Origin of the sequence: Curtobacterium sp. MMLR14_006 (genome assembly GCF_001864985.1) — a bacterium.
Taxonomy (GTDB): Bacteria; Actinomycetota; Actinomycetes; order Actinomycetales; family Microbacteriaceae; genus Curtobacterium.
This window is the reverse complement of record NZ_MJGU01000012.1, coordinates 97,553-121,186: the sequence shown is the minus strand read 5'-3', so window position 1 is coordinate 121,186 and position 23,634 is coordinate 97,553. Positions and strand designations below refer to the sequence as shown.

The 23,634-nt window shown below is 72.7% G+C and carries 19 protein-coding genes; 4 read left to right on the top strand and 15 right to left on the bottom strand.

Features of this window, described 5'->3' with window-relative positions:
• Nucleotide 1: 1 nt before the first annotated feature.
• Both BIU94_RS04175 and BIU94_RS04170 read right to left on the bottom strand, forming a co-directional pair.
• Nucleotides 2-727, bottom strand: a complete 726-nt coding sequence (locus BIU94_RS04175) for a 1-acyl-sn-glycerol-3-phosphate acyltransferase (protein ID WP_071254525.1) — start codon at nt 725-727, stop codon at nt 2-4.
• Nucleotides 728-757: 30 nt separating this feature from the next.
• Entirely contained in the window at nt 758-1,711 is a 954-nt protein-coding gene (locus tag BIU94_RS04170; RefSeq protein WP_071254523.1) for an ROK family protein, read from the bottom strand.
• Between the two features lie 121 nt (nt 1,712-1,832).
• Between BIU94_RS04170 and BIU94_RS04165 the strand changes: the two genes are divergently transcribed.
• Nucleotides 1,833-3,734, top strand: a complete 1,902-nt coding sequence (locus BIU94_RS04165; RefSeq protein WP_083404570.1) for a long-chain fatty acid--CoA ligase — start codon at nt 1,833-1,835, stop codon at nt 3,732-3,734.
• Between the two features lie 241 nt (nt 3,735-3,975).
• Here the strand turns inward: BIU94_RS04165 and BIU94_RS18195 are convergent, their stop codons facing one another.
• From BIU94_RS18195 to BIU94_RS04155, 3 genes are all read right to left on the bottom strand, one after another.
• Nucleotides 3,976-4,107 carry a hypothetical protein gene (locus BIU94_RS18195; RefSeq protein ID WP_302846694.1) on the bottom strand — a complete coding sequence of 44 codons (132 nt, stop codon included), beginning with the start codon at nt 4,105-4,107 and terminating at the stop codon, nt 3,976-3,978.
• Between the two features lie 118 nt (nt 4,108-4,225).
• The gene (locus BIU94_RS04160; RefSeq protein WP_071254521.1) at nt 4,226-4,729 is read right to left on the bottom strand and encodes a peptide deformylase; all 504 of its coding nucleotides are present in this window, start codon (nt 4,727-4,729) and stop codon (nt 4,226-4,228) included.
• A gap of 1 nt (nt 4,730) precedes the next feature.
• On the bottom strand, nt 4,731-8,141 hold the full coding sequence (locus BIU94_RS04155; RefSeq protein ID WP_071254519.1) for a pyruvate carboxylase: 3,411 nt from the start codon (nt 8,139-8,141) through the stop codon (nt 4,731-4,733).
• A gap of 60 nt (nt 8,142-8,201) precedes the next feature.
• Between BIU94_RS04155 and BIU94_RS04150 the strand changes: the two genes are divergently transcribed.
• On the top strand, nt 8,202-9,014 hold the full coding sequence (locus BIU94_RS04150; RefSeq protein ID WP_071254517.1) for a ParA family protein: 813 nt from the start codon (nt 8,202-8,204) through the stop codon (nt 9,012-9,014).
• A 577-nt stretch (nt 9,015-9,591) separates the two neighbouring features.
• Here the strand turns inward: BIU94_RS04150 and BIU94_RS04145 are convergent.
• From BIU94_RS04145 to BIU94_RS04115, 7 genes are all read right to left on the bottom strand, one after another.
• Nucleotides 9,592-10,152 carry a MerR family transcriptional regulator gene (locus tag BIU94_RS04145; RefSeq protein ID WP_071254515.1) on the bottom strand — a complete coding sequence of 187 codons (561 nt, stop codon included), beginning with the start codon at nt 10,150-10,152 and terminating at the stop codon, nt 9,592-9,594.
• 184 nt (nt 10,153-10,336) lie between these two features.
• Nucleotides 10,337-11,041: a MerR family transcriptional regulator gene (locus tag BIU94_RS04140; RefSeq protein ID WP_071254514.1), complete on the bottom strand. Its 705-nt coding sequence runs from the start codon at nt 11,039-11,041 to the stop codon at nt 10,337-10,339.
• A complete protein-coding gene (locus BIU94_RS04135; RefSeq protein ID WP_071254512.1) occupies nt 11,041-11,520 on the bottom strand; it encodes an FHA domain-containing protein in 480 nt (159 codons plus the stop codon). Before BIU94_RS04135 ends, BIU94_RS04140 begins: the two co-directional genes overlap by 1 nt.
• A gap of 190 nt (nt 11,521-11,710) precedes the next feature.
• The gene (locus tag BIU94_RS04130; protein ID WP_071254510.1) at nt 11,711-13,264 is read right to left on the bottom strand and encodes a chitinase; all 1,554 of its coding nucleotides are present in this window, start codon (nt 13,262-13,264) and stop codon (nt 11,711-11,713) included.
• Complete coding sequence (locus tag BIU94_RS04125) at nt 13,264-15,843, bottom strand: glycosyltransferase family 2 protein (protein ID WP_071254508.1); 2,580 nt, start codon at nt 15,841-15,843, stop codon at nt 13,264-13,266. The genes BIU94_RS04130 and BIU94_RS04125 overlap by 1 nt, the downstream gene beginning before the upstream one ends.
• A 1,086-nt stretch (nt 15,844-16,929) precedes the next feature.
• On the bottom strand, nt 16,930-17,928 hold the full coding sequence (locus tag BIU94_RS04120; protein ID WP_071254506.1) for an iron chelate uptake ABC transporter family permease subunit: 999 nt from the start codon (nt 17,926-17,928) through the stop codon (nt 16,930-16,932).
• A complete protein-coding gene (locus BIU94_RS04115; protein ID WP_083404569.1) occupies nt 17,925-18,959 on the bottom strand; it encodes an iron ABC transporter permease in 1,035 nt (344 codons plus the stop codon). The genes BIU94_RS04120 and BIU94_RS04115 overlap by 4 nt, the downstream gene beginning before the upstream one ends.
• A 160-nt stretch (nt 18,960-19,119) precedes the next feature.
• On the opposite strand from BIU94_RS04115, the gene BIU94_RS04110 reads away from it, so the two are divergent.
• Nucleotides 19,120-20,637, top strand: coding sequence for a S1C family serine protease (locus tag BIU94_RS04110; RefSeq protein WP_083404568.1), 1,518 nt, complete (start codon nt 19,120-19,122; stop codon nt 20,635-20,637).
• 5 nt (nt 20,638-20,642) lie between these two features.
• Here the strand turns inward: BIU94_RS04110 and BIU94_RS04105 are convergent, their stop codons facing one another.
• Nucleotides 20,643-21,800, bottom strand: a complete 1,158-nt coding sequence (locus BIU94_RS04105) for a hypothetical protein (RefSeq protein WP_071254502.1) — start codon at nt 21,798-21,800, stop codon at nt 20,643-20,645.
• A 59-nt stretch (nt 21,801-21,859) separates the two neighbouring features.
• Nucleotides 21,860-22,117: a hypothetical protein gene (locus tag BIU94_RS04100; RefSeq protein WP_217639485.1), complete on the bottom strand. Its 258-nt coding sequence runs from the start codon at nt 22,115-22,117 to the stop codon at nt 21,860-21,862.
• A gap of 33 nt (nt 22,118-22,150) precedes the next feature.
• Between BIU94_RS04100 and BIU94_RS04095 the strand changes: the two genes are divergently transcribed.
• On the top strand, nt 22,151-22,513 hold the full coding sequence (locus BIU94_RS04095; RefSeq protein ID WP_071254500.1) for an RNA-binding S4 domain-containing protein: 363 nt from the start codon (nt 22,151-22,153) through the stop codon (nt 22,511-22,513).
• Between the two features lie 25 nt (nt 22,514-22,538).
• Here the strand turns inward: BIU94_RS04095 and BIU94_RS04090 are convergent, their stop codons facing one another.
• Nucleotides 22,539-23,486 (bottom strand): J domain-containing protein, encoded by a 948-nt coding sequence (locus BIU94_RS04090; protein ID WP_071254499.1) that lies wholly within the window; start codon nt 23,484-23,486, stop codon nt 22,539-22,541.
• Between the last annotated feature and the right edge of the window lie 148 nt (nt 23,487-23,634).

Here is a 23,634-nt window from a genome sequence, read left to right as displayed (position 1 = left end):
CCTAACGTGCGGGCGTGCTCCCGCGTTCCCGCATGACGGCCTCGCGCGCAGAGCTCGCGCGCTCCTTGACGCTCGTCGCGTAGACGTCGACGTACTCCTGGCGGCTCAGACCGGCGAGCTCGTGCATGACCTCGTCGGTGACGCTGCGCAGGATGAAGCGGTCGGTCTCGAACCCCTGGAAGCGCGAGAAGTCGAGCGGCTTGCCGAAGACGACGCCGACGCGCTTGATCTTCGGGAACTTCTGCCCGATCTGCTGGACCTCACGGGTGCCCACCATGGCGACCGGGACGACGAGCACGCGGCCCTCGAGGATCATCCGCGCGATGCCGGTGCGACCCCGGTACAGCTTGCCGTCGGGGCTGCGGGTGCCCTCGGGGTAGATGCCGAGCTGCTCGCCGCGGGCCAGGACCTGCAGCCCGGTGCGCAGGGACGCTTCGGACGCCTTGCCGCCGGAGCGGTCGATGGGCAGCTGGCCGATCGCGTTGAAGAACGTCTTCGTCGCCCAGCCCTTCAGGCCGCGCCCGGTGAAGTAGTCGCTCTTCGCCAGGAAGGACAACCGCCGGTCGAGCACCGCGGGCAGGATCACCGAGTCGATGAACGAGATGTGGTTCGACGCGAAGATGACCGGTCCGGTCGTCGGCACGTTCTCGCGGCCGATCACCCACGGGCGGAACAGGGTGAGGATGAGCGGGCCGAGCACGAAGTTCTTCAGCAGCCAGTAGGTCATCGACGACTCCAGGTGGTGGGTGGCCCGACCCTACGCCGTCCGGGCGTGGATCCGGGCGAGGTCGGCCGCGCCGACGACGCCCGCATCGTTCACGAGCTCGGCGATCACGAAGTCGGGCTCCGGGTGGTATCCCCGCGCCGGCAGGTTGTTGAGGTAGGCCTGCTTGATCGGGTCGAGCAGTCGGTCCCCCGCGCTCGCGACGCCGCCGCCGAACACGAACAGCTGCGGGTCGAGCACCGCGGACAGCGACGCGCAGGCCTCGCCGAGGTGCCGGCCCAGGCGGCGGAGCGCAGCGAGGGCGCCGGGGTCGTCGGCCAGGATGAGGTCGCCGACGATCCCGCCGTCGAGCTGCCCGCCGTTGTCGGCCCGGGCGTCGGCGAGGGCCGACCCGATACCGCCGGCGTCGGCGACGTCGTTCGCCATGCGCTGGAGCGCACGGCCGGAGCCGTACTGCTCGATGCAGCCGCGGGCGCCGCAGCCGCAGGGCAGGCCGTTCGGCACGATGCGCAGGTGCCCGATCTCGCCGCCGGTGCCGAAGCCGCCGCGGAACAGGCGGTCCTCGGTGACGATCGCGCCGCCGACCCCGGTGCCGATGGTGAGCATGGTCATGTCCGACACGAGTCGCCCGGCGCCGAACCGGAACTCGGCCCAGCCGGCGGCGTTCGCGTCGTTGTCGACGGTGATGTGCAGGTCGCCGAGGCGCTGCTGCAGCTTCTGCCGCAGGGGCTCGTTCCGCCACCGGATGTTCGGCGTGTAGTAGACGATCGACTGCGACGCGTCGATGAAGCCCGGTGCGGCGACGCCGACCGCTCCCACGTCGCTCGTCGCGCGGAGCCGCGAGACCATCGCGACCACGTCGTCCAGCATGGCGTCCGGGTCCGCAGCGTTGGTGGCCACGCGGTCCTCGGCGATGATCTCGCCCAGTTCCGTCACGACCGCCCCCGCGATCTTGGTGCCCCCGATGTCGATTCCGATGGCCTGCACGGAGAACGAGCCTACCCGTTCGTCCGGGACCCACGGAACGCCCGGTGACGCGTCCTATGCTGAGCGTGTCGTCTCGAGGACGAGTCGACACCGAATCGAACCGGCAGACAAGGGAGTCACCGTGAACGATCAGCGGCCCGCACCGCGCAGCACCCCGACCCCGGACCGCGCCCGGCCCGCCGCCGGCAGCAGCACCGGCACCGGTCCGGTCGCCCCCGACCACGGCTCCGCCGCCCGGCTGCTCGAGGCCCGGGCCGCCAGCACGCCGGACCGACCGGTCCTCGCGCAGCGCCACGGCGACTCGTGGAGCACCGTCACCGCCGCCGAGACGCTCGCGCGCGTCCGCGGCATCGCGAAGGGGTTCGTCGCCGCCGGCCTGGCGCCGGGTGCCCACGTGGCGATCCTCTCCCGCACCCGCATGGAGTGGACCCTCGTCGACTTCGCCCTGTGGCAGGCGGGCCTGGTGTCCGTCCCGGTCTACGAGACGAGCTCGCCCGACCAGGTCCGCTGGATCCTGTCCGACTCCGAGGCGGTCGCGATCGTCGTCGAGCAGGAGGAGCACGCGCGCCGCGTCGCCTCGATCGCGCCGGACCTGCCGCACCTCGGGCAGCACTGGACGATCGACGGCGGCGGGCTCGACGACCTGGTCCGGCTCGGCGAGCACGTCACCGACGACGAGCTCGACGCCAGGACCGCGGACGTGCACGGACACGACGACGCCACGATCATCTACACGTCGGGCACCACCGGTCGGCCGAAGGGCTGCGTGCTCCGGCACGACAACTTCACCGCCACCGTCGAGGGCGCGAGCGAGGCCATGCCCGAGGTGGTGGCCGACGGGTCCTCGACCCTGCTCTTCATCCCGATGGCCCACGTCTTCGCCCGGTTCATCGCGGTCATGTCGATCTCGACGGGCGTCCTGGTCGGCCACGAGCCGGACACGAAGGACCTCATGCGCGCGGTCTCGACGTTCCGCCCGACGTTCCTGCTCGCCGTGCCGCGCGTGTTCGAGAAGATCTACAACTCCGCCGAGCAGAAGGCCGACCTCGGCGGCCGCGGCCGGGTGTTCCGCGCGGCGGCGGCCACCGCGGTCGCGCACTCCGAGGCCGTCACGGCCGGCCGGGTGCCCCTCGGGCTCGCGCTGCGCTTCCGGCTGTTCGACAAGCTCGTCTACGCCAAGCTCCGCGACGCCCTCGGCGGCCGCACCCGGTACGCGGTCAGCGGCTCGGCGCCGCTCTCACCGCGGCTGTCGCACTTCTTCCGCTCGATCGGCGTGCTCATCCTCGAGGGCTACGGCCTCACCGAGACCACGGCGCCGGCGACGGTGAACCGCGCTGCCGACCTGCGCATCGGGTCGGTCGGCCCCGCCCTGCCCGGCGTCGAGGTCCGCATCGCCGACGACGGCGAGATCCTCATCCGCGGCGTCGACGTCTTCGACCGCTACTGGCACAACGAGGAGGCCACGGCGTCCGCCTTCGCCGACGGCTGGTTCCGCACCGGCGACCTCGGCCGTCTCGACGGCGACGGCGTGCTCACCGTCACCGGCCGGGCCAAGGAGCTCATCGTCACCGCGAGCGGCAAGAACGTCGCCCCCGCGCCCCTCGAGGACGGCATCCGCGAGCACCCGCTCGTCGGACAGGTCGTCGTCGTCGGCGAGGGCAAGCCGTTCGTCGCCGCGCTCGTCACCCTGGACCGCGACATGCTGCCCGGCTGGTGCGAGAGCCGGGGCATCTCGCCGGCGCTCGAGCCCGGCGCCGCGACCCGCGACGACCGGGTGCTGGCCGCCGTGCAGGAAGCCGTGGACGCCGCGAACGGACGGGTCTCGCGCGCCGAGTCGGTGCGGTCCTTCACGATCCTCGACGCGGACCTCACCGAGGCGTCGGGGCACCTCACTCCGAAGCTCACGATCAAGCGTGCGGTGGTCCTCCGCGACTTCGCCGCGGACGTCGAGCACATCTACTCGGGGTCGAAGGTGCAGACGACGGCGACGCCGGTCGTCGAGGGCCGCCGCCGTCGCGCGTAGGCGGCGGTTCCGCGGTGGGCGCTGTTCCGCGCGTAGGTGGTCGTTTCGCGCGTGGGAAGCGGAATCGCGCGTAGGAGGTCCGAACTTCTGGCCCCCTACGCGCGATTCGTCTTCCCATCTCGCGTGCAATGGGCAAGAACGTCCGTCGCGACGGCCTGGAGGCCCAGTGCCGGTCCATGGGATCGGCACCGGGCCTCCAGGCGGTCACGGTGTGCGCGGGGCGCGACGCGCCCTGCTGCGGTCAGCCCTGCGGGGGCATCTCCGCGGCGGGTGCGTCGAGCACGGCCGTCGACGACGTCGTCGAGGCGGCCGAGTCGGGTCGGAGGTTGGTACGGGTGCGGTGCGAGCTGAGCTCGTTGTCCTGAGCGGCCATGATGCTGTCCTGGGGGTGTGGGATACGTCGTCGGTGGGAAGCCGACGACGGTACGGTACCTCGTCGTCAGGACGAGACGACAATCCCGCTTCCGGGTGTCACCGGAACGGGCGTCGGATCAGTGGAACCAGTCCTGCGCGCGGATGTCGCGCAACGCCTGTCGCCTGACCTCGGGGTCGAGGGTCATCACGTAGACGGTGCCGTCCAGGTGGTCGACCTCGTGCTGGAGCGCCTCGGCCATGAGCCCGGTGCCCTCGAGCACGACCTCGTTCCCGTCGACGTCGACCCCGCGCACCTTGGCGTACGGGTGCCGACGGGTCGGGTAGCCGAGGCCGGGGACGGACAGGCAGCCTTCCTCCATGAGCTCGGGCTCGCCGGAGACCTCGACGACCTCGGGGTTCAGCACGTAGCCGACCTCGCCGTCGACGTTGTACGAGAAGGCCCGCAGGCCCACGCCGATCTGCGGCGCGGCCACGCCGGCGCGGCCGGGCTCGCGGACGGTGTCGACGAGGTCCTGCACGAGGTCACGGACCCCCTGGCTGCCGAGCGACTCGGGTCGGATCGGGTCCGCCGGGGAACGGAGGACGGGGTCGCCGAACAGGCGGATGGGACGGACGGTCAATTTACTGCAGCACCACCAACAGGTCGCCGGCGTCCACCTGCTGGGTCGCCGGGATCGCGAGACGGCCGACGGTGCCCGACACGGGCGCCGTGATGGCCGCTTCCATCTTCATCGCCTCGATGGTCGCCACGGGCGTGCCCGCCTCGACGACGTCACCGACGGCGACCTTGAGCGTCACCACGCCGGAGAACGGCGCGGCCACGTGCTTCGGGTCGGACGGGTCGGCCTTCTCGGCGGCCTTCGTCTCGACCTCGACCGACCGGTCGCGGACCGACACCGGGCGGAGCTGCCCGTTCATCGTCGCCATGACCGTGCGGATGCCCTTGTCGTCCACCTCGCCGATCGCCTCGAGCCCGACGAACAGGTCGACGCCCCGGCCGAGCGGGACGACGTGCTCCTGGCCGGGACGCAGCCCGTACAGGTAGTCGACCGTCGGCACGACGGACAGGTCGCCGTACTGCTCGCGGACACGGGCGAACTGCTGCGTGGGCTGCGGGAAGAGCAGGCGGTTGAGGGCCTGCTGCCGCTCGGGGCCGGGGGTCTCGAGGTGCGCACGCTCGGCGTCGGGCACGGCGGCGATCTCGAGTCGGACGTCGCGGCCGGCCAGGACCTTCGAGCGGAACGGCTCGGGCCAGCCGCCGGGCAGGTCGCCCAGCTCGCCGGCCATGAACCCGACCACGGAGTCCGGGATGTCGTACTTGTCCGGGTTCTGCTCGAAGTCGACCGGGTCGGCGCCGACGGCGGCGAGCTGCAGTGCGAGGTCGCCGACGACCTTCGACGAGGGCGTCACCTTGGTCGGACGGCCGAGGATCCGGTTCGCCGCGGCGTACCAGTCCTCGACCTGCTCGAAGCGGTCGCCGAGCCCGAGGGCGATCGCCTGCTGCCGGAGGTTCGACAGCTGGCCGCCCGGGATCTCGTGCTGGTAGACGCGACCCGTCGGCCCGGGCAGCCCGGACTCGAAGGGGGCGTAGGCGCGGCGGACGGCCTCCCAGTAGGGCTCGAGGTCACCGACCGCGCCGAGCGACAGACCGGTGTCGCGCTCGGTGTGCGCCAGGGCGGCGACGAGCGCGGACATGCTCGGCTGGCTCGTCGTGCCGGCCATCGGCGCGGACGCGACGTCGACGGCGTCGGCACCGGCCCGCGCGGCGGCGAGGAGCGTCGCGAGCTGCCCACCCGCGGTGTCGTGCGTGTGCACGTGCACCGGCTGGTCGAAGCGCTCGCGCAGTGCGCCGACGAGCTTCTCGGCCGCGCCGGCGCGGAGCAGGCCGGCCATGTCCTTGATCCCGATGACGTGGGCGCCCGCCTCGACCATCTGCTCCGCGAGCCGGAGGTAGTAGTCGAGCGTGTAGAGCTCCTCGGCCGGGTCGAGCAGGTCGGCGGTGTAGCAGAGCGCGGCCTCGGCGACGGCCGTACCGGTCGCGAGCACCGCCTCGAGCGCCGGTCGCATCTGACCGACGTCGTTCAGCGCGTCGAACACCCGGAACACGTCGACGCCGCTCCGTGCGGCCTCGTCGACGAAGGCGTCGGTGACCTCGGTCGGGTACGGCGTGTAGCCGACCGTGTTGCGACCGCGCAGCAGCATCTGCACCGGGATGTTCGGCATCGCCTGCCGCAGCGAGGCCAGGCGCTCCCAGGGGTCCTCGCCGAGGAACCGGAGAGCCACGTCGTACGTCGCGCCGCCCCACGCCTCGACGCTGAGCAGCTGCGGAGTGAGCCGCGCGACGTACGGCGCCACCGCGACGAGGTCCTTCGTGCGGACGCGGGTGGCCAGGAGCGACTGGTGCGCGTCGCGCATCGTCGTCTCGGTGACCGCCAGGGCCGTCTGCGCGCGGAGTTCCCGCGCCCACTCGGCCGGCCCCACCGCCAGCAGGCGGTCGCGCTGCCCCTCGGGCAGCGGGGTGCCCAGGTCGACGGCGGGCAGCTTGACGCCCGGGTCGACGACGAGCGGCGACCGTTCACCGTTCGGCTTGTTCACCGTGACTTCGGCGAGCCAGTTGAGCACCTTCGTGCCGCGGTCCTTCGAGACGTGGCCGCCGAGCAGCTGCGGACGCTCTTCGATGAACTTCGTCGACACGTCGCCGCGAGCGAAGTCCGGGTCCTCGAGCACGGCCTGCAGGAACGGGATGTTCGTGCTCACCCCACGGATGCGGAACTCGGCGAGGGCTCGCTTCGCGCGCGCCACCGCTGCGGGGAAGTCACGACCGCGGCACGTCATCTTGGCGAGCATCGAGTCGAAGTGCGGGCTGATCTGCGCGCCGGTGGCGACCGTGCCGCCGTCGAGGCGCACGCCCGCGCCGCCCGGGCTGCGGTAGGTGCTGATCCGGCCGGTGTCCGGGCGGAAGCCCTGCGTCGGGTCCTCCGTCGTGATGCGGGTCTGCAGCGCCGCACCGTGCACGCGGACGGTGTCCTGCGACAGGCCGAGGTCGGCGAGCGACTCGCCCGAGGCGATCCGCATCTGCGACTGCACGAGGTCGACGTCGGTGACCTCTTCGGTCACGGTGTGCTCGACCTGGATGCGCGGGTTCATCTCGATGAAGACGTGCTGGCCGGCGCGCTCGCCCTCGGTGTCGAGCAGGAACTCGACCGTGCCGGCGTTGACGTACCCGATCGACCGGGCGAACGCCACGGCGTCGCGGTGCAGCGCCTGCGCGATCGCGGGGTCGAGGTTCGGCGCCGGGGCGATCTCGACGACCTTCTGGTTGCGCCGCTGCACCGAGCAGTCGCGCTCGAACAGGTGGATCGTGCCGGCGTCGGTGCCGGTCGCGTCGGCGAGGATCTGGACCTCGATGTGCCGCGGCCGGATGACGGCCTGCTCGAGGAACATCGTCGGGTCGCCGAAGGCGCTGTCGGCCTCGCGCATCGCTGCCTCGAGGGCGTCGCGGAGCTCGGCCTTCGTCTCGACCCGGCGCATGCCGCGCCCGCCGCCACCGGCGACGGCCTTCGCGAACACCGGGAACCCGATGGCGTCGGCACCGGCCACGAGCTCGTCGACGTCGCGGCTCGCCGGCGTGCTCGCCAGGACCGGGACCCCGGCCGCGATGGCGTGCTCCTTCGCGGTGACCTTGTTGCCGGCCATCTCGAGGACGTGCTCCCCCGGACCGATGAACGTGATGCCCGCAGCCGCAGCGGCGGCCGCCAGCTCCGGGTTCTCGGACAGGAAGCCGTACCCGGGGTAGATCGCGTCGGCACCGGACTCCCGCGCCACGCGGACGATCTCGCTGACGTCGAGGTACGCGCGTACCGGGTGCCCCCGCTCACCGATGCGGTACGCCTCGTCGGCCTTCAGACGGTGCAGCGAGTTGCGGTCCTCGTAGGGGTAGACGGCGACCGTCCGTGCCCCGAGCTCGTACGCAGCGCGGAATGCTCGGATGGCGATCTCGCCACGGTTCGCGACCAGGATCTTGCTGAACACGAGGTCCCTTTCAGCCCGGGTTGAGGTGGGACAACCCTATCGGCGGTAACGTGGCTCACCGTGCATGTACTCAGCGTGAGCTCCCTCAAGGGTGGTGTCGGCAAGACGACGGTGACGCTCGGCCTGACTTCGGCCGCGTTCGCCAAGGGACTGCGCACGCTGGTGGTGGATCTCGACCCGCAGTCCGACGTCTCGACCGGCCTCGACATCAACATCGCCGGACACCTCAACGTGGCCGACGTGCTCGAGAACCCGAAGGAGAAGATCGTCCGCCAGGCGATCGCCCCGTCGGGCTGGACGAAGGGTTCCCAGGGCAAGATCGACGTCATGGTCGGGTCGCCCTCCGCCATCAACTTCGACGGCCCGCACCCCTCCATCCGCGACATCTGGAAGCTCGAGGAGGCCCTGGCCAACGTCGAGCAGGACTACGAGCTCGTGCTCATCGACTGCGCGCCGTCCCTGAACGCCCTCACGCGCACCGCGTGGGCCGCGTCGGACCGCGTCACCGTCGTCACCGAGCCCGGTCTGTTCTCCGTCGCCGCCGCCGACCGTGCCCTCCGGGCCATCGAGGAGATCCGCCGCGGCCTCTCCCCACGACTGCAGCCGCTCGGCATCATCGTGAACCGCGCCCGCGTGCAGTCGCTCGAGCACCAGTTCCGCATCAAGGAGCTCCGGGACATGTTCGGCCCCCTCGTGCTCTCCCCCCAGCTGCCCGAGCGCACCTCGCTCCAGCAGGCCCAGGGCGCCGCGAAGCCCCTGCACGTCTGGCCTGGCGAGTCCGCGCAGGAGATGGCGAAGAACTTCGACCAGCTGCTCGAGCGCATCATGCGCACGGGCAAGATCGGCCCGTACGCCGAGGGCGGCGCCGCCTAGGTCGTTGCGGTCAGGCGGTCACGACGTGCCGCTCACCGCCGCCGAGGGGTCACCACCTGTCGGTCGGCGACGACGCAGGCGACAGTTCATGACCATTCGGCGAGGTGCACACGGCGGTTCGTGACCACTCGGCGCCGGCCGGGAGGCTCAGGCGACTGCCGGGAGGCCCACCCCGGCCCCGGCAGACACGCCCGACTCCGGCTCGCCCAGCGGCTCGCTCAGCGGTCACGACATGCCGCTCACGTCCGCCGAGCGGCCGCCAACTGTCGGTCGGCAACGTCGCAGACGACAGTTCGTGACCTCTCGACGAGGTGCACACCGCGGTCCGTGACCACTCGGCGCCTGCCGGGAGGCCCACCCCGGCCCCGGCAGACACACGCGACTCCGGCTCGCCCAGCCGCTCACCCACCGGTCACGACATGTCGCTCGCCCAGCGGTCACGACATGCCACTCACGTCCGCCGAGGGGTCACCACTTGTCGGTCAGCAACGTCGCAGGCGACAGTTCTCGGCCACTCGGTGACACGCACACGGCGGTTCGTGACCACTCGGGCCGAGCCGCGGGGACGAGAACCTGGTCAGGAAGCGCGCGTCGCCCGGCGAGCGGCGAGCTCGTCGGCCGGGTCCGCCGCGGCGGTGGCGTCGAGCTCGACCAGGGAGCTCTCGACCTCGCGCAGGACCTTGCCGACCGCGATGCCGAAGACGCCCTGGCCGCGGGACACGAGGTCGATGACCTCGTCGTCGGAGGTGCAGAGGTAGACCGAGGCCCCGTCGGACATCAGGGTGGTCTGGGCGAGGTCCGACACGCCCGACTCGCGGAGCTGGTTCACGGCGGTGCGGATCTGCTGCAGGGAGATGCCGGTGTCGAGCAGGCGCTTGACGAGCTTGAGGACCAGGATGTCGCGGAAGCCGTACAGGCGCTGCGACCCGGAGCCGGCGGCCCCGCGGATCGTCGGCTGGACGAGTTCGGTGCGGGCCCAGTAGTCGAGCTGGCGGTAGGAGATACCGGCTGCACGGGCGGCGACGGTGCCGCGGTAGCCGTTCTGCTCGTCGTGCTCGGGCAGGCCGTCGGTGAAGAGCAGCCCGAGGTCGTACCGGGTCGTGTCCGACTCGGTGCCAGGGGTGTCGTTCCCACTCATGCGCTTGCCTTCCACGACGATCGAGCTCCCACCCGAACGTTCAATGACGGGTTGAGAGTTGTTCCGAGGTCCACGGTAGCGACTCCGACCGCTCCCACGCGGGACATCCGACCCGGCGCGTCCGGCGTGTCGAGGATACGCCCCACCCTCCGACACACAAGCCCCCGCGGAGCGCCCGACAGCGTCATGTGTCGAGGCGACCGATGGCGGCGCGGATGAGGTTCGAGCGGATGACCTCGAGGTGCCCCGCGATCTCGCGCGCGGCCTCGGCGGCCTTCGCCCGCGAGGTCGCGTCGCCCCGCCGCGACACCGGCATGAGCGCGGACTCGATGAGCCCGACCTCGCGCTCGGCGGTGCTGCGGAGCGTGCGGAGGTGACGCGGTTCGATGCCGGTGCGCTGCAGGTCGACGAGCGCCTTGAGCACCGACACGCTCGCCTCGTCGTAGGTCTCGGTCGCGGGCAGCAGCGACGCCGACACCGCGTCGGCGAGCAGCATCGGCGAAGCACCGGCGGCCCGGACGGTCTCGTCGCGGGTGTAGCGGCGCTCCCGACCGAGCATCGACGGCCGGGGAGCATCGCCGCCCCCGGGCAGGACCGGCTCGCGACCGGCGTCGAGGTCGGCCAGGTAGTCCTTGATGACCTTGAGCGGCAGGTAGTGGTCGCGCTGCAGGCCGAGCACGACGCGGAGGCGGTCCACGTCGGCCGGCGAGAACTTGCGGTAGCCACTCGCCGTGCGGATCGGGGTGACGAGCTCGCGTTCCTCGAGGAAACGGAGCTTCGAGCTCGACAGGTCCGGGAACTCGGGCTTGAGGCGCGCGAGGACCTGCCCGATGGTGAGCAGGTCCGGTGCCGCGTTCCCCGCCCGGGCCGCAGCGGACCGTGCGGCCACTACGCGTTCGCCAGGCGCGCCAGGTCGACCCGGGAGGCGTAGAACGTCAGGCGGAACTTGCCCACCTGGACCTCGGCACCGTCGGTGAGCGGCGCCTCGTCGATGCGCACGCCGTCGAAGTAGGTGCCGTTGAGGGAGCCGTTGTCCTTCACGGTGAAGGCCGTGCCGTGCCGCAGGAATTGCGCGTGCTTGCGGGAGACGGTGACGTCGTCGAGGAAGATGTCGGCGTCGGGGTGCCGGCCGGCCGTCGTGACATCGGAGTCGAGGAGGAACCGCGCGCCCACGTTCGGGCCGCGTCGCACCACGAGCAACGCCGAACCGGACGGCAGTGCGTTGACGGCGTCGCGTTCCTCGGTCGAGACTCCGGACTCGGCGGTGAGCGCCGCGCCCATGTCCATGCTGAAGGTCAGCGTGGTGTCGACCAGCCGCTGCTCCGGGGTCTTCTGACCGTCGGGCTGCGGGACCACTGGATCTGGCATCGGTGGACCTCCTCCTCTTGGCCCACAAGCGTATCGGAAAGAAGTGCCCGAACCACAGCCCCGAACGGGGCTGTGGACAGCGTCCGCGGTCCGCGAACGCCGGACGGCCCCCACAGGTCCCCCGACGTGCGGACGGGAGGCGCGGTGCGGGCCGGCACCGCGCCTCCCGTCCGGCGGGTGGTCCGGTCGCCTACCGGTCGTCGCCGGACAGGAGCCGCTGGATCTCCGAGTCCTTCAGCCGCACCCAGGGCGAGCCGTCCGGATCGCTCGTCGAGGCCTGCGGGCTGTCGCCCGTGTTCCACCACTTCGCCTGGTACGGGACACCCGCGAAGAGCACCCGGTCGCCGGTGTCGTACTGCTTCGTGCCGGTCCACGCCGGGTAGGTGCCGTCCGGCAGGGTGGGCTGCTCGACGGGCTTCTCCCCCGGCAGCACCGGGCCGATGAGCTGCCACGGCGTCTCGTACGCGCTGAGCACCGGGTCGTCCGGCAGGTCGCCCGAGGTCCACCACTTCGACTCGTAGACGTTGCGGTGCCAGACGATCTTCGTGCCCTCGAGGTACGACGCGTCGGCGTCCCAGACCGGGTACGGGCTCGTCTTCGGGTCGTCGGTCGGCTGGATCGTCGCCGACGGCTCCGCCTGCGTCACGTCGGAGGCCGCGGCGACGATCCCGCCGCCGAAGCCCTTGCCCAGGACGTCGGCGAACAGCCGCCCGCCCTGGTCGACCCCGGAGCACGAGTTCGACACGGTCGACAGGTTGACGTAGTTCGAGCCGCACGTCGTGTCGCGGTTCAGCGACCACATCGACATCCGGCCGAGCCCCTTGTCGCGGGCCCAGGCGTTCAGCTTCTCGGCGTCCGTGAGGGTGAAGACCTCGTCCTGCACGTCGTTCTGGCCGATCATCGGCGTCGCGCCGGTCTTCCGCCAGAGCGTCGCGGCGGTGAGCGGGGTGCCCGCGCGCTGGTAGAGCACGCCGAGCTGCCGGTGGACCTCCTGCAGGGTCTGGACCGATGCCGAGTACATGCTCTGGCTCGACCCCTTCGAGTCGCCGTAGTCCATCGTCATCGCGTTGACCCCGGCGAGGTCGACGCCGGCCGCGAGGAACTGCGCGACCGCGGTGGTGCCGTCGGCGGTGAGGCCTCCGGGAGCGGCGGGCAGCGTCAGCCAGACCGCGAGCGGGTGCCCGGCGGCCCGACGCTGCTCCTGCAGGGCGGCGACGGCCTCGGCGCGGCGCTTCCCGGCGGTGTGGTTCGTCAGGTCGTCGCCCTCGACGTCGTAGTCGACCGTGCTGACGTCGTAGCGCCGCACGACCGTGTCGTACGCGCGCAGCAGGTCGTCGCCGTTCCGACAGGTGGTGGCGAGCTCGTCGTTCGCGAGGCCGCCGAACGACACCCCGACCTCACCCTTCTGCTGCTGCAGTCGGGCGATGCGCCGGTCGAGGTCGAGGGAGTCCGACGCCCCCTGCAACGTGTAGGCGGAACCCCACGTCGGGGTGCACGCGGCGTCGTGGTCGGCGACGACGAAGGACAGCATGACGTCGCGGCCCTTGGCGGACTTGACGTCCTCGAAGGCGAACGTCGGCGTGACGGTGACGTCGGTGTACGCGGCGAACCACGGCTGCTCGGCTCCGTCGGCGTGGGCGGCCTGCCAGCGGCCGAGGCCGACGTACGCGGTGGCGGCGAGGGCCGCGGTGAGCACGACGGCGATGCCGACGCGGAGCGGGGAGAGTCGACGGGTCGTGGCCATCAGGCGGCGGTCCTGTTCGTGTCGGGGGTCGTGGTGCCCGTGGCGGTGGTGCCGGCGGTCCGGCCGTCGGCGTGGCGGCCGGAGGACACCGCCGGCACGACGGCCGTGGTCGGGCTCGTTGCGGACGGGATCGGTGCTGCGGTCGGGTGGGTCGTCGCGAGGGTGCCGGTGGTCCGGCGTCCGCGCGCCGCGCCGACGACGTCGGCGGAGTGGCGGACCGGCATGCGACCGCCGCGGTGCCCGAAGTACAGCGTGGCGCGCCAGTCCTCGGCGGGGAGTTCCTCGGGGAGGACCCCGCGGGCGGCGTCCTTCCGGGCAGCCCGCTCCGCACGATGTGCCGCCCGGGCGGCCGCCCGGGCCGAGGGGTCGTAGTACATCCACTTCGTCGCCCAGATCCAGACGTCGACGACCGAGTTCCAGATCCCGATGTAGGCGACGATCGCGTACATCGCCAGCAGGGCGTTGAACGCGGCGAACACCGCGTTGCCCCAGTTCTGTGCCTGGTAGTCGCGGGCGAAGGTGAAGACCGAGAAGACGACGATCGCGTAGGGCGCCAGGACGTAGAGCGCCGGCGACGCCGTGCGGTCCCGGACCTTCGGCGTGCGGGCGAACGGGATCTTCTTCGCGGTGAGCGCCTGCTGGATGCTCTTCAGCACACCGGCCACGTTCACGGGCATGAGGATGAGGTTGAAGCCGTAGATCCGGAACACGTCGGTGCGCTTGTAGCCGCAGTACTTGAGGTCGCTGCTGAGCAGCCAGAAGTAGGGCAGCGCCGCGAGCAACACCATCGGGCTGAGCAGCCGCGAGTCGTACGGGTACGCCAGCAGGAAGATGAGCCCGAACGACGCCCACGCGATCGACGCCATGTAGTTGACGCGGAGCGAGAACTCGACGATCCCGACGCGCTCACCGCGGGCGCGACGCTCGCGCACCTGGCGCAGGTACTTCGGCAGGATGAGCAGCCCGCCGTTCGCCCAACGCCGACGCTGGACGATGAGCGACCCGAAGTCCGGCGGCGTCGCGCTGTAGGACAGGCGCTCCGGGTAGTTGACGAGGGTCCAGCCGTGCATGCCGAGGTCGACGCTCGACTCGGTGTCCTCGATGACCGTGCGGTCCTGCACGTAGCGCTTCACCTCGAAGCCGCCGACCGTCTCGACCTCCTCGATGTCGCGGAGCGCCCGCGTGCGGATGACCGCGTTCGCACCGACCCAGAAGGTGGCGTCGTGGCGCGACATGCCCTGGTGCAGGATGTGCTGGATGTCCGTGGTGGCACCGGCGAGCCGCTCGATGCGGGTCGCGGCGCCGCGGAAGGACGAGTACGGGGTCTGCGTGACGGCGACCTTGGCGTTCTCCGGCTGCTCGAGGAAGTACACCAGGCGGAGGCAGTAGTCCCGCAGCAGCACCGAGTCGGCGTCGAGCGTCAGGACGTAGTCGGACGCGGGGACCACGAGGTCCGCCGCCGTCGGGTCCTCGACGGTGCGCAGGATCGTGCCGCTCGCCGTCTCCTCGAACGCGTACGAGCCACCGAGCAGCCCGATGTAGGCGTTCAGGTTCATCGCCTTGTTCGCCTCGTCGGACAGGTTCGCGAAGCGCTTCCGCTCGAAGGTGGTGATCTCGGCGGTGAACGTCCACGCCAGGCGGCGCTGGAGCTCGACCGCGCGGGCCGAGGTGATCTCCGTGAAGACAACGCCGTCCGTGCCGTCGGCCGCGGTGGTGGGCTCGGTCGCGCCGTCGGCCGCGCTGTCGAGCGCGTCGACGATGGCGGCTTCGAGCGCCTCGGAGGTCAGGCGGAACTCGTCGGCCAGCCCGACGAGCACCTGGTCGTGGAAGAACCGGTCGACGTGGTCGACGACGTCGTGCTCCCGTGCGTGCCGCCGCAGCCAGGCGTCGGCCCAGCGGTGGTGCTCGACCAGCGTGCGGAGGGCGTCGACGCTCGCGAAGGGCGCGTTCGCCGCCTCGACCTCGGCCGAGAACAGGGCCTCGCGGAACCGGTTCGACGGTGCCGCGAGCTGCGCCTGGATCGTCGCGGCGACGGCGCGGGTGCGCTCGAGCTTCGCCAGGGTCTCCGGGTCGGACGGGAACGGCGCGTCGTCGACGAGCAGCACCACGCGCAACGACGGGTACTCCTGCAGCGCAGCCGACCACAGCGTGGTGGCGACGACGTCGGGCTCCTCGGCGTAGCTCGGCACGAGGACCGTCATCGGCGACTCGTGGCCCTCGGCGAAGTGCCGGTCGAGTTCCGCACGCGGCACCCGGACGTGGCTCGCGAAGCGCTCCATCGCCCCCTGTCGGGCGACGAGGTGCATGAGCGCGGAGAAGGTCAGGAAGGTGACGACCACGAGGTACGAGATCGCCTCGGTCGTGAAGCGGAAGCTCTCGGTGCCGGAGTCCAGGAACTGCCGGATCACCGTGTAGACGACGTAGGCGGACCAGAACGCGATGGTCAGGATGATCGCGACCCGGCCGGAGACGAGCTTCCGGTCGGAGGGACGTTCGTGGAGGGTGTCGAGCGGACGGGTACGACGCTCGGATCCCCACTGTCGACGGCGCACGCTGGCGCCGTCACGCTGTTCGGGCATGACGGTCCTTCAGTCCTCGGGGGCAGCGTGCCTTCGGGTCGGCGTGCTGTCGGGACCCCCGCGGGTCCTCCGACCGTAGGGGGACGAACGGACCGGTACGGACACCCGGACGGGGGGTCTCCGGCATGGCGTGCGGCTTCCCGCAAGGCTGCGCGGAGGCCCGCACCGCCCGCGTGTCGCTGCCACCCGGAGCGCGTGCCGCGCGACGCGCCGCTCACGTCCGGCCGTGGGCGACTGGCGCGCCAGCAGACAGCGGGTGAGGTGGTGCGGTCCGGCGAATGACGGTTCCGGTGATCGAGCGCCGGGGCTTGCGAACCGGGTCCGTCAGGGGTCCGCGAGCTTGGTGCCCACAGCCCTGTCGACCATGGCCGGCTCGGAGCCTGCCCCCGCATCGGCAGCGGTCCTGGTACCGGTTCCGGTTCCGGTTCCGGTTCCGGTCCGGTTCCGGTTCCGGTTCCGGTTCCGGTTCCGGTTCCGGTTCCGGTTCCGGTTCCGGTACTGATTCCGGGTCCGGGTCCGGGTCCGATCCGGTTCCGGTCCGGTTCCGGTTCCGGTTCTGATTCCGGGTCCGGGTCCGGGTCCGATCCGGGTCCGGTCCGGTTCCGGTTCTGATTCCGGGTCCGGGTCCGGGTTCGATCCGGGTCCGGTCCGTTTCCGCTTCCGGGTCCGGTTTCGGAGGAGACCCGGAGGAAGCAGCGGTGGGTGATCGGCGACGGCGGTCAACGGTGCCGCGGGATGGGACGCGGGCGGGGCGGCGTGTCCGGCGCCGGCATTTGACGGTTCCGGTTCCCGACCTCCGCGGTTCGCGAACCGGGACCGTCACGCGTAGGTGGATGCATGCGCTCCCATCGGCGCGGAGACAAGGACCGCCGCGGGAAGGCAGGGACCTCGGTGGGGCGCGGAGGGAGGACACGGCCCGCGCCGGGATGACGGGAACCGCGACCGGAAGACAGAGACCACGGCGGGAAGACGGGAACCGCGCCCGTCACCCGAGGTCCGTCACCGCGACCGAGGATCGCGGTCGGAGACCGGTCTCGCGACGAGTGCGACGCCGTTCCCGGACGTGCCCGGGCAGCGCTCCCGCGGTCAGCGCGACCGGACGAGCAGCCAGAGCAGGTACGGGGCACCGACGACCCCGGTGACGACGCCGACGGGCAGCGCGTTGCCCGGGATCGCGAACTGTGCCACGAGGTCGCTGCCCAGGGTGACGACGGCGCCCACCGCGGCGACGGCTCCGAGGGCGACGCGGCCTCCGCCGACCAGGCGTCGGGCGATCGGGGCGGCCATGAGGGCGACGAAGGACACCGGCCCGGCGGTCGCGACGGCGGCGGCGGTGAGGCACACCGCGGTGAGCAGGAGCAGCACCTTCGCGCGGTCCGGCCGGAGTCCGAGGGCCGCGGCGACCTCGTCCCCGAGGCTCAGCACGGTCAGCCGCGGAGACTGCACGAGCGCGAGCACCATGAGCACCACGAAGGCGACGCCGAGCACGCCGACCAGAGTGCGGTCCACGGCGTTGAGGCTGCCGGACAGCCAGAGCAGCGCGGTGCCCGCCTGGGTCACCGTGCCGCTCGTCAGCATCCATCCCGTGATGCTCAGGCAGATGGCTGCCACCCCGATCCCGACGAGCACGACCCGGTTGCCCGTGATGCCCCGACGCCAGGCGAGCCCGGCGATGACGAGCGACACCACGACGGCGCCGGCGAGCACGACGGAGAACAGCGTGCCGCCGGAGGCGCCGAACAGGACGATCGCGGTGATGCCCGCGGCGCTCGCCCCCGAGGTGATGCCGATGACGTCCGGGCTCGCGATCGGGTTGCGCACAACGCTCTGCACGATGCCGCCGGCGACGCCGAGGCTCGCACCGACGAGCACGGCTGCGAGGACCCGGGGCCCGCGCAGCTGCCCGATGACGAAGTCCGAGATGCGGTCGCCGTGGCCGACGAGGGCGCCGACGACCTGGGCGGGTGTGAGCGGGATGGAGCCGACGCCCAGCCCGACGAGGACCAGGGTGACGAGGACGACGAGGACGGCCGCGAGCACGACGAACTCGCGGCGCAGCCCCACCGGGCGACGGCCGGCCCTCACAGTCCTCGCACCGCCTTCGACCGGACGAGTGCGATGAAGACGGGGGCGCCGATGAGCGCGGTGACGAGACCGACCTGCAGCTCCCCCGGGTACGCGACGACCCGGCCGACCACGTCGGCGACGAGCAGCAGCGCCGGGGCGACGAGCGCAGAGAGCAGGATCGTCCACCGGTGGTCCGGGCCGCTGAGTCGGCGGACGGCGTGCGGGACGGCGAGCCCGATGAAGGCGATCGGGCCGGCCGCGGCCACGGCGGACCCGGCGAGCAGCACGGTGACGAGGCCGCCGACGGCACGGACGAGCACGACCCGCTGTCCGAGCGACGCGGCGAGCTCGTCGCCGAGCGCCAGGGTGTTGAGCGAGCGGCCGAGGGCGAACGCGATGCCGAGGCCGACGAGCACCGGCACCGTGATGACGCCGGCGGTGCCGAGGTCCTTGCCCGCGAGCGCGCCGACCTGCCAGAACCGCAGTTGGTCGAGCAGGCTCTGGCTCGTCACGAGCACCGCCGTGGTGATCGACGACAGGGCGGCGGCGACGACGGCGCCGGAGAGCGCGAGGCCCACCGGCGAGAGTCCCCGGCGGGCGAGGGACGCGACCCCGTAGACGAGCAGGGCCGCGAGGGCGGCACCGACGAAGGCGAACGGCAGGTAGGCCGCGGTGCCGCTGACGCCGAAGACGGCGATGCCGGCGACGACCGCGAGCGCGGCCCCGGAGTTGATGCCGAGGACGCTCGGGTCGGCGAGCGGGTTGCGGGTGACGCCCTGCATCACGGCGCCGGCGACGCCGAGGGCCGCACCCGCGAGCAGCCCGACGACGGTCCGCGGGACACGGTTGCCGAGCACGATGAGGCCGATCTCGTCGGTCCGTCCGGGGTGCAGGACGGTGTCGAGCACCGTCGCGAGCGGGATCGGGCGGGACCCGAAGGCGATCGAGAGCGCGCACGCCACCGCGAGGACGACGACCGCCAGCACGGTCGCCCCGACGAGTCGGGGGACAGAGCTGGGAGCGGGGGGCGCGGGCGACGGGGAACGCATGAGAAGTAAGGCAACCCTAACGCGCTCCCGACGTACGGCGACTCCCGAGGGCACGGTGAGCGATCGCAGGGCCCGTTCATAGGCTCGTCATGGGGAACGGTCCTGTACTGGTCTCCATCGACGCCCGCCCGGGCAGCCGATGGACGACCGGAGAGCACCGATGAACGAGACCCCGAACCCCGCCGCCGCCGACCACGACGAGAACGGCACCGCCCGCACCGAGGCCGCGCAGCAGCAGGCGCACGGCCTCCGCTGGGACGCCCCGCACGCCGACCCGGCGACCCTCCGCTCGGCGTACGCCTTCGACGGTTCGGGCCCCTGGCTGTACGGCCCGGACGGCTCTGGCCCCTACGCCTACCGCCCCGACGGTCGCGGCCCCTTCCTGGTCGGCAGCCCGGCGCTCACCGGCTCGCAGCACGCCTGGGCGTCCTCGGCGGCCAGCGCGGACCACCCGGGCGGCTCGACGAAGCGCCCGCGGCGGCTCGGGCTGGTGATCGGCTCGGGCATCGCGGCCCTGGCGATCGTCGGCGCCGCCGGCGGCACCGCGCTCGGTCTGTCCACGCACGGCACCACCACGACGTCGAGCCAGTCGCAGGGCACCACGACCCTGCCCGGTACCGGCAGCGGCACGGGAACCGGGAACGGGACGGGCGGCACCGGCACCGGCACCTACGGCTTCACCGTGCCGGGGGACGGCACCGGCTCGAGCGACGGCAGCACCGGCACCGACGGCGGCACCGGCACCGGCACCCAGTCCCCCGCCACCGCCGCGTCCGCCGCGCAGAAGAAGGGCGTCGTGACGATCAACACGATCATCGGCTACGACGCCTCGTCGCAGGCTGCCGGCACCGGCATGGTGCTCAGCTCGGACGGCACCGTGCTGACGAACAACCACGTGGTCCAGGGCGCGACGAGCATCACCGTCACCGACGAGACCACGGGCAAGGAGTACCAGGCCGACGTCGTCGGCACCGACGCCACGCACGACGTCGCCGTCCTCAAGCTCGAGGGCGCCTCGGGCCTGTCGGCCGTCACGCTCGACGACGACGGCGAGCCGGCCACCGGCGACACCGTGACCGACGTCGGCAACGCGGAGGGCACCGGTGACCTCGTGGCCGCCGAGGGCACCGTCACCGCGACCGACCAGGACATCCAGGTGCAGAGCGAGTCCGGCTCCGGCACCGAGTCGCTGACCGGCATGATCGAGATCGCCGCGGACATCGTGTCCGGCGACTCGGGCGGCCCGGTCCTGGACAGCGAGGGCGAGGTCGTCGGCATGGCGACCGCAGCCTCGTCCGGGTCGGCCGACGTCACCGGCTTCGCCATCCCGATCACCACCGCGAAGACCATCGCCGAGAAGATCCTGGCGGGCGAGTCCTCGAGCACGATCACCATCGGGCTGCCGGCGTTCCTCGGGGTGCAGGTGAGCGACGCGTCGGGCACCACGGGCGGTGTCGCCGTCGCGGGCACGGTCGAGGGTTCCGGCGCCGCGCACGCCGGCCTGACCGAGGGCGACACGATCACGAGCGTCGACGGCACCGCGGTGACGAGCGCGGACCAGCTCACCCGGATCGTGCAGTCCCACGCGGTCGGCGACCGGGTGAGCGTCGACTACACCGACGGCACCGGCGCCGCGAAGACCGTCACGGTCACCCTGACCGCCGGTCCTGCCGCCTAGTCCGCTCAGCCGAGCAGCGCCCGCACCACCGAGCGGTACACGTTGGCCGGGGAGTCCGTCCCGAAGACGGTCTCCCCGGCCTCGCTGCGTCCGACGCGGGCGAAGCCCTGCCCGTCGGCGTGCACGACGGTGACGGGGTTCGGCTTGCCGGGGCGGCGCAGGAACGACACCGTCCAGGGCGCGGCCCAGAAGCGTGCGAGACGCGGGTCGGCCTCGACGAGGTCGGCCGGCAGGTCCGGCGCGTCGGCGCCGCCGGTGAGGCGGCGACCGAGCAGGTGCTCCGGCAGCGACCCCGTGCGGAACGGGAAGGTCCACGCCGGGCCGATGCCGAGCCTCCCGGCCATCAGTGCGACCAGCCGGTCCGGCGGGACGGCGGCGACCACCGCGCCCGTCTCGTCCGTCCCGTCGACGACGGTCTGCGACCAGGCCTGGAGGCGCGTCCCGCCCCCGTCCGGCAGGTGCTGTTCCAGCGTGACCGGTTCCACGTCGCCCGCCCAGGGCGCGAGCAGGGACTGCGTCGCGTCGGGCAGGGTGCCGAGCCGTCCGACGAGGCCGGCCTCGATGAGTTCGCGTCCGGCGGCGCTGCGCAGCAGGGTGGGGTTCCAGCGCCGGCCGGCCAGGCTCCGCAGGGTGCCGACGGCGTCCCTGCTGAGCCGGGGCCCGTCGAGGACGGGTGCCGGTGCGGCCGTCGGCAGGGATTCGAGGTCGCGCTCCGGGCGGACGGGTGTCGGCTCGGTGGCGCGGACGCTCTCGAGGACCGCGAGCACGAGGTCGTCGGTGTCGAGCAGCCGTCGGAGGGGGCGTTCGATCGTCAGGTCGACGCGGTGCCGACCGGTCACGAAGAGCAGGTGGGTGCCGGCGACGTCGCCGGCGTCGTCGGGGCGGACGTACTCGACCAGACGGGCGGGTGCCCCGACGGTCGTCCAGGGGTCGCACCCGACGAGCAGCAGCCCCTCGACCGACCCCGGCAGGCGGGCGAGCAACCCGGTGTTCTCGTCGCCGATCGCACGGTCGCTCGGTCGGGACCGCACGGTCAGCTCGACGTCGTCACCGGTCAGGCGGAGGTCTGCGCGGGGGCTGTCCTCGCGCCGCCAGTGGTCCGGGCGGCGGAGCGTCAGCCGCGCGGTGCGGTCCTCGGTGCCGAGCGCGACGGGGACTGCCATGCCACGAGGCTACGGTGCGTCGTGCGCGCCGGGCGGTGCGGCTCGCCGGTGACGCGCGGTCAGCGGCGGGGCGCGCGTGCGGGCGGGGGCGGCGGGACGGGCTTCGCGGCGACGACGTCGTCGAGCCGGACCTCGACCGGGCCGCGGCGGGTGGCGATCGTCACGGTGTCGGCGGTGCGGGCGAGCAGGTCCCCGAGGGCGTCCTGTGCGCCGTCGCCGTGGTGCGCCCGGACCACGAGCCGGTCCCCGACCGCGGCGTCGTGCAGCACCCCGAGCGCGCGGGCCCGGGCGATCGCTGCCTGTTCGTCCGCGCGCACCGTCCCAGGGTACGGGCCGCCTAGAGTGAGGGGATGGCCAAGGCTCGCGTGGACAGCTGGATCTGGGCCGTCCGGATCACGAAGACCCGGTCGGCCGCGACCGCCGCGTGCAAGGCCGGCCACGTCCGGGTGAACGGGGAGCGCGCGAAGCCGGCGCAGCCGATCGGCCCCGGTGACGAGGTCCGGGTGCGGCAGAACGGCTTCGACCGGATCGTCGTCGTGACCGGCATCATCCTCAAGCGGACGAGCGCCCCCGAGGCCGCGAAGCACTTCGAGGACAGGACCCCGCCGCGGCTGTCGAAGGAGGAAGCCGGGTTCGTGCCGATGCGCGACCGCGGTGCCGGACGCCCGAGCAAGCGGGAGCGCCGCGACCTCGAGAAGCTCCGCGGCTACTGAGCGCGCAGCGCCGACGCTCGCGTCGCTAGACGAACCGGACGGTCTGCTGCAGGCGGTCGCGGACCTCGAACACGTCGACCGACCCGGCGGGCGACCAGACGCCGTTGAGCACCTGGCCGAGGGCGCTCCGCCGGACGACGAGCGCGGTGGGCTTCTTCGGCGAGCCGACGAGCTGCACGTCCTCGTCGACGGCGGAGTCCGGCACGACGAGCAGCCGCCCGGTGAAGCGCACGCGCGTCTGCTTCTGCACGGCGCGTGCGGCGCGGACGAGGTCCTTGACGGGGCGCTCCCCCGGCAGCAGGGTCTCGCCGACGACCTCGCCGTGCTCGACCTGCACCGGACCGCCCCAGTCGATCGACTCCACGGCCCAGAGCCCGCTCGGGGTCAGGACGGCGTGGTCGAGCTTGCCCTCGGCGCCGGCGTCGAGGTCGTGCCAGACCGTGACGCCGATGCCCATGTCCGCGACGATCGCGGCGGTCGCCTCCTCGGCGAGCGCCTCGCCGAGCAGCCGTCGCACGTGCCGGGGTGCCGACCGCACGAGGGCGGGGTCGTACGGGTCCTCGATCGGGTCGCCGAGTCCGACCCACTCGCGCTCCGCCTGCAGGAACACCTCGCGCGACCGACCGCCGGGGTGTCCGTGGGAGCGGGCCCTTGGCCGTGTGTCGCGACGCGCCGCCGGGGGTGCGTAGGCGTCGCGACCGGAGTCGGGCCTCCACACCGAGCTTCCGGACGGACCGGGGCCGTCGCTGGCGGACGGGCCACGCGATCCCGCGTCGTAGGCGCGGCGGGCGGCGGGCGTGCCGATGCGTTCCCAGGCGAGCTGGACCCGGCGGAAGCGCTGCGCGTCGCCGCCGAGGTCGGGGTGGGACTCGCGTGCGGCGCGTCGGTACGCGCGGCGGAGGGCGTCGTCGTCGGCGGTCGCGGGGACGCCGAGGACTTCGTACGGTGTGGCGTCGGCCGGGCTGTCGGTCATGGCCCTGCGAGAGTACCGGAGGGTGGTTCCGAATCCGCCGCGTGGCCGCTGGGGAGCTGCTGGGCCGGTCCGGTGGTCCCGCCGTCGAAGCGGTCGGGAGGCGCGGCGCGGGTTCTCGACGCCCGCTGCGGTCCTCTGTCGGGTCGGT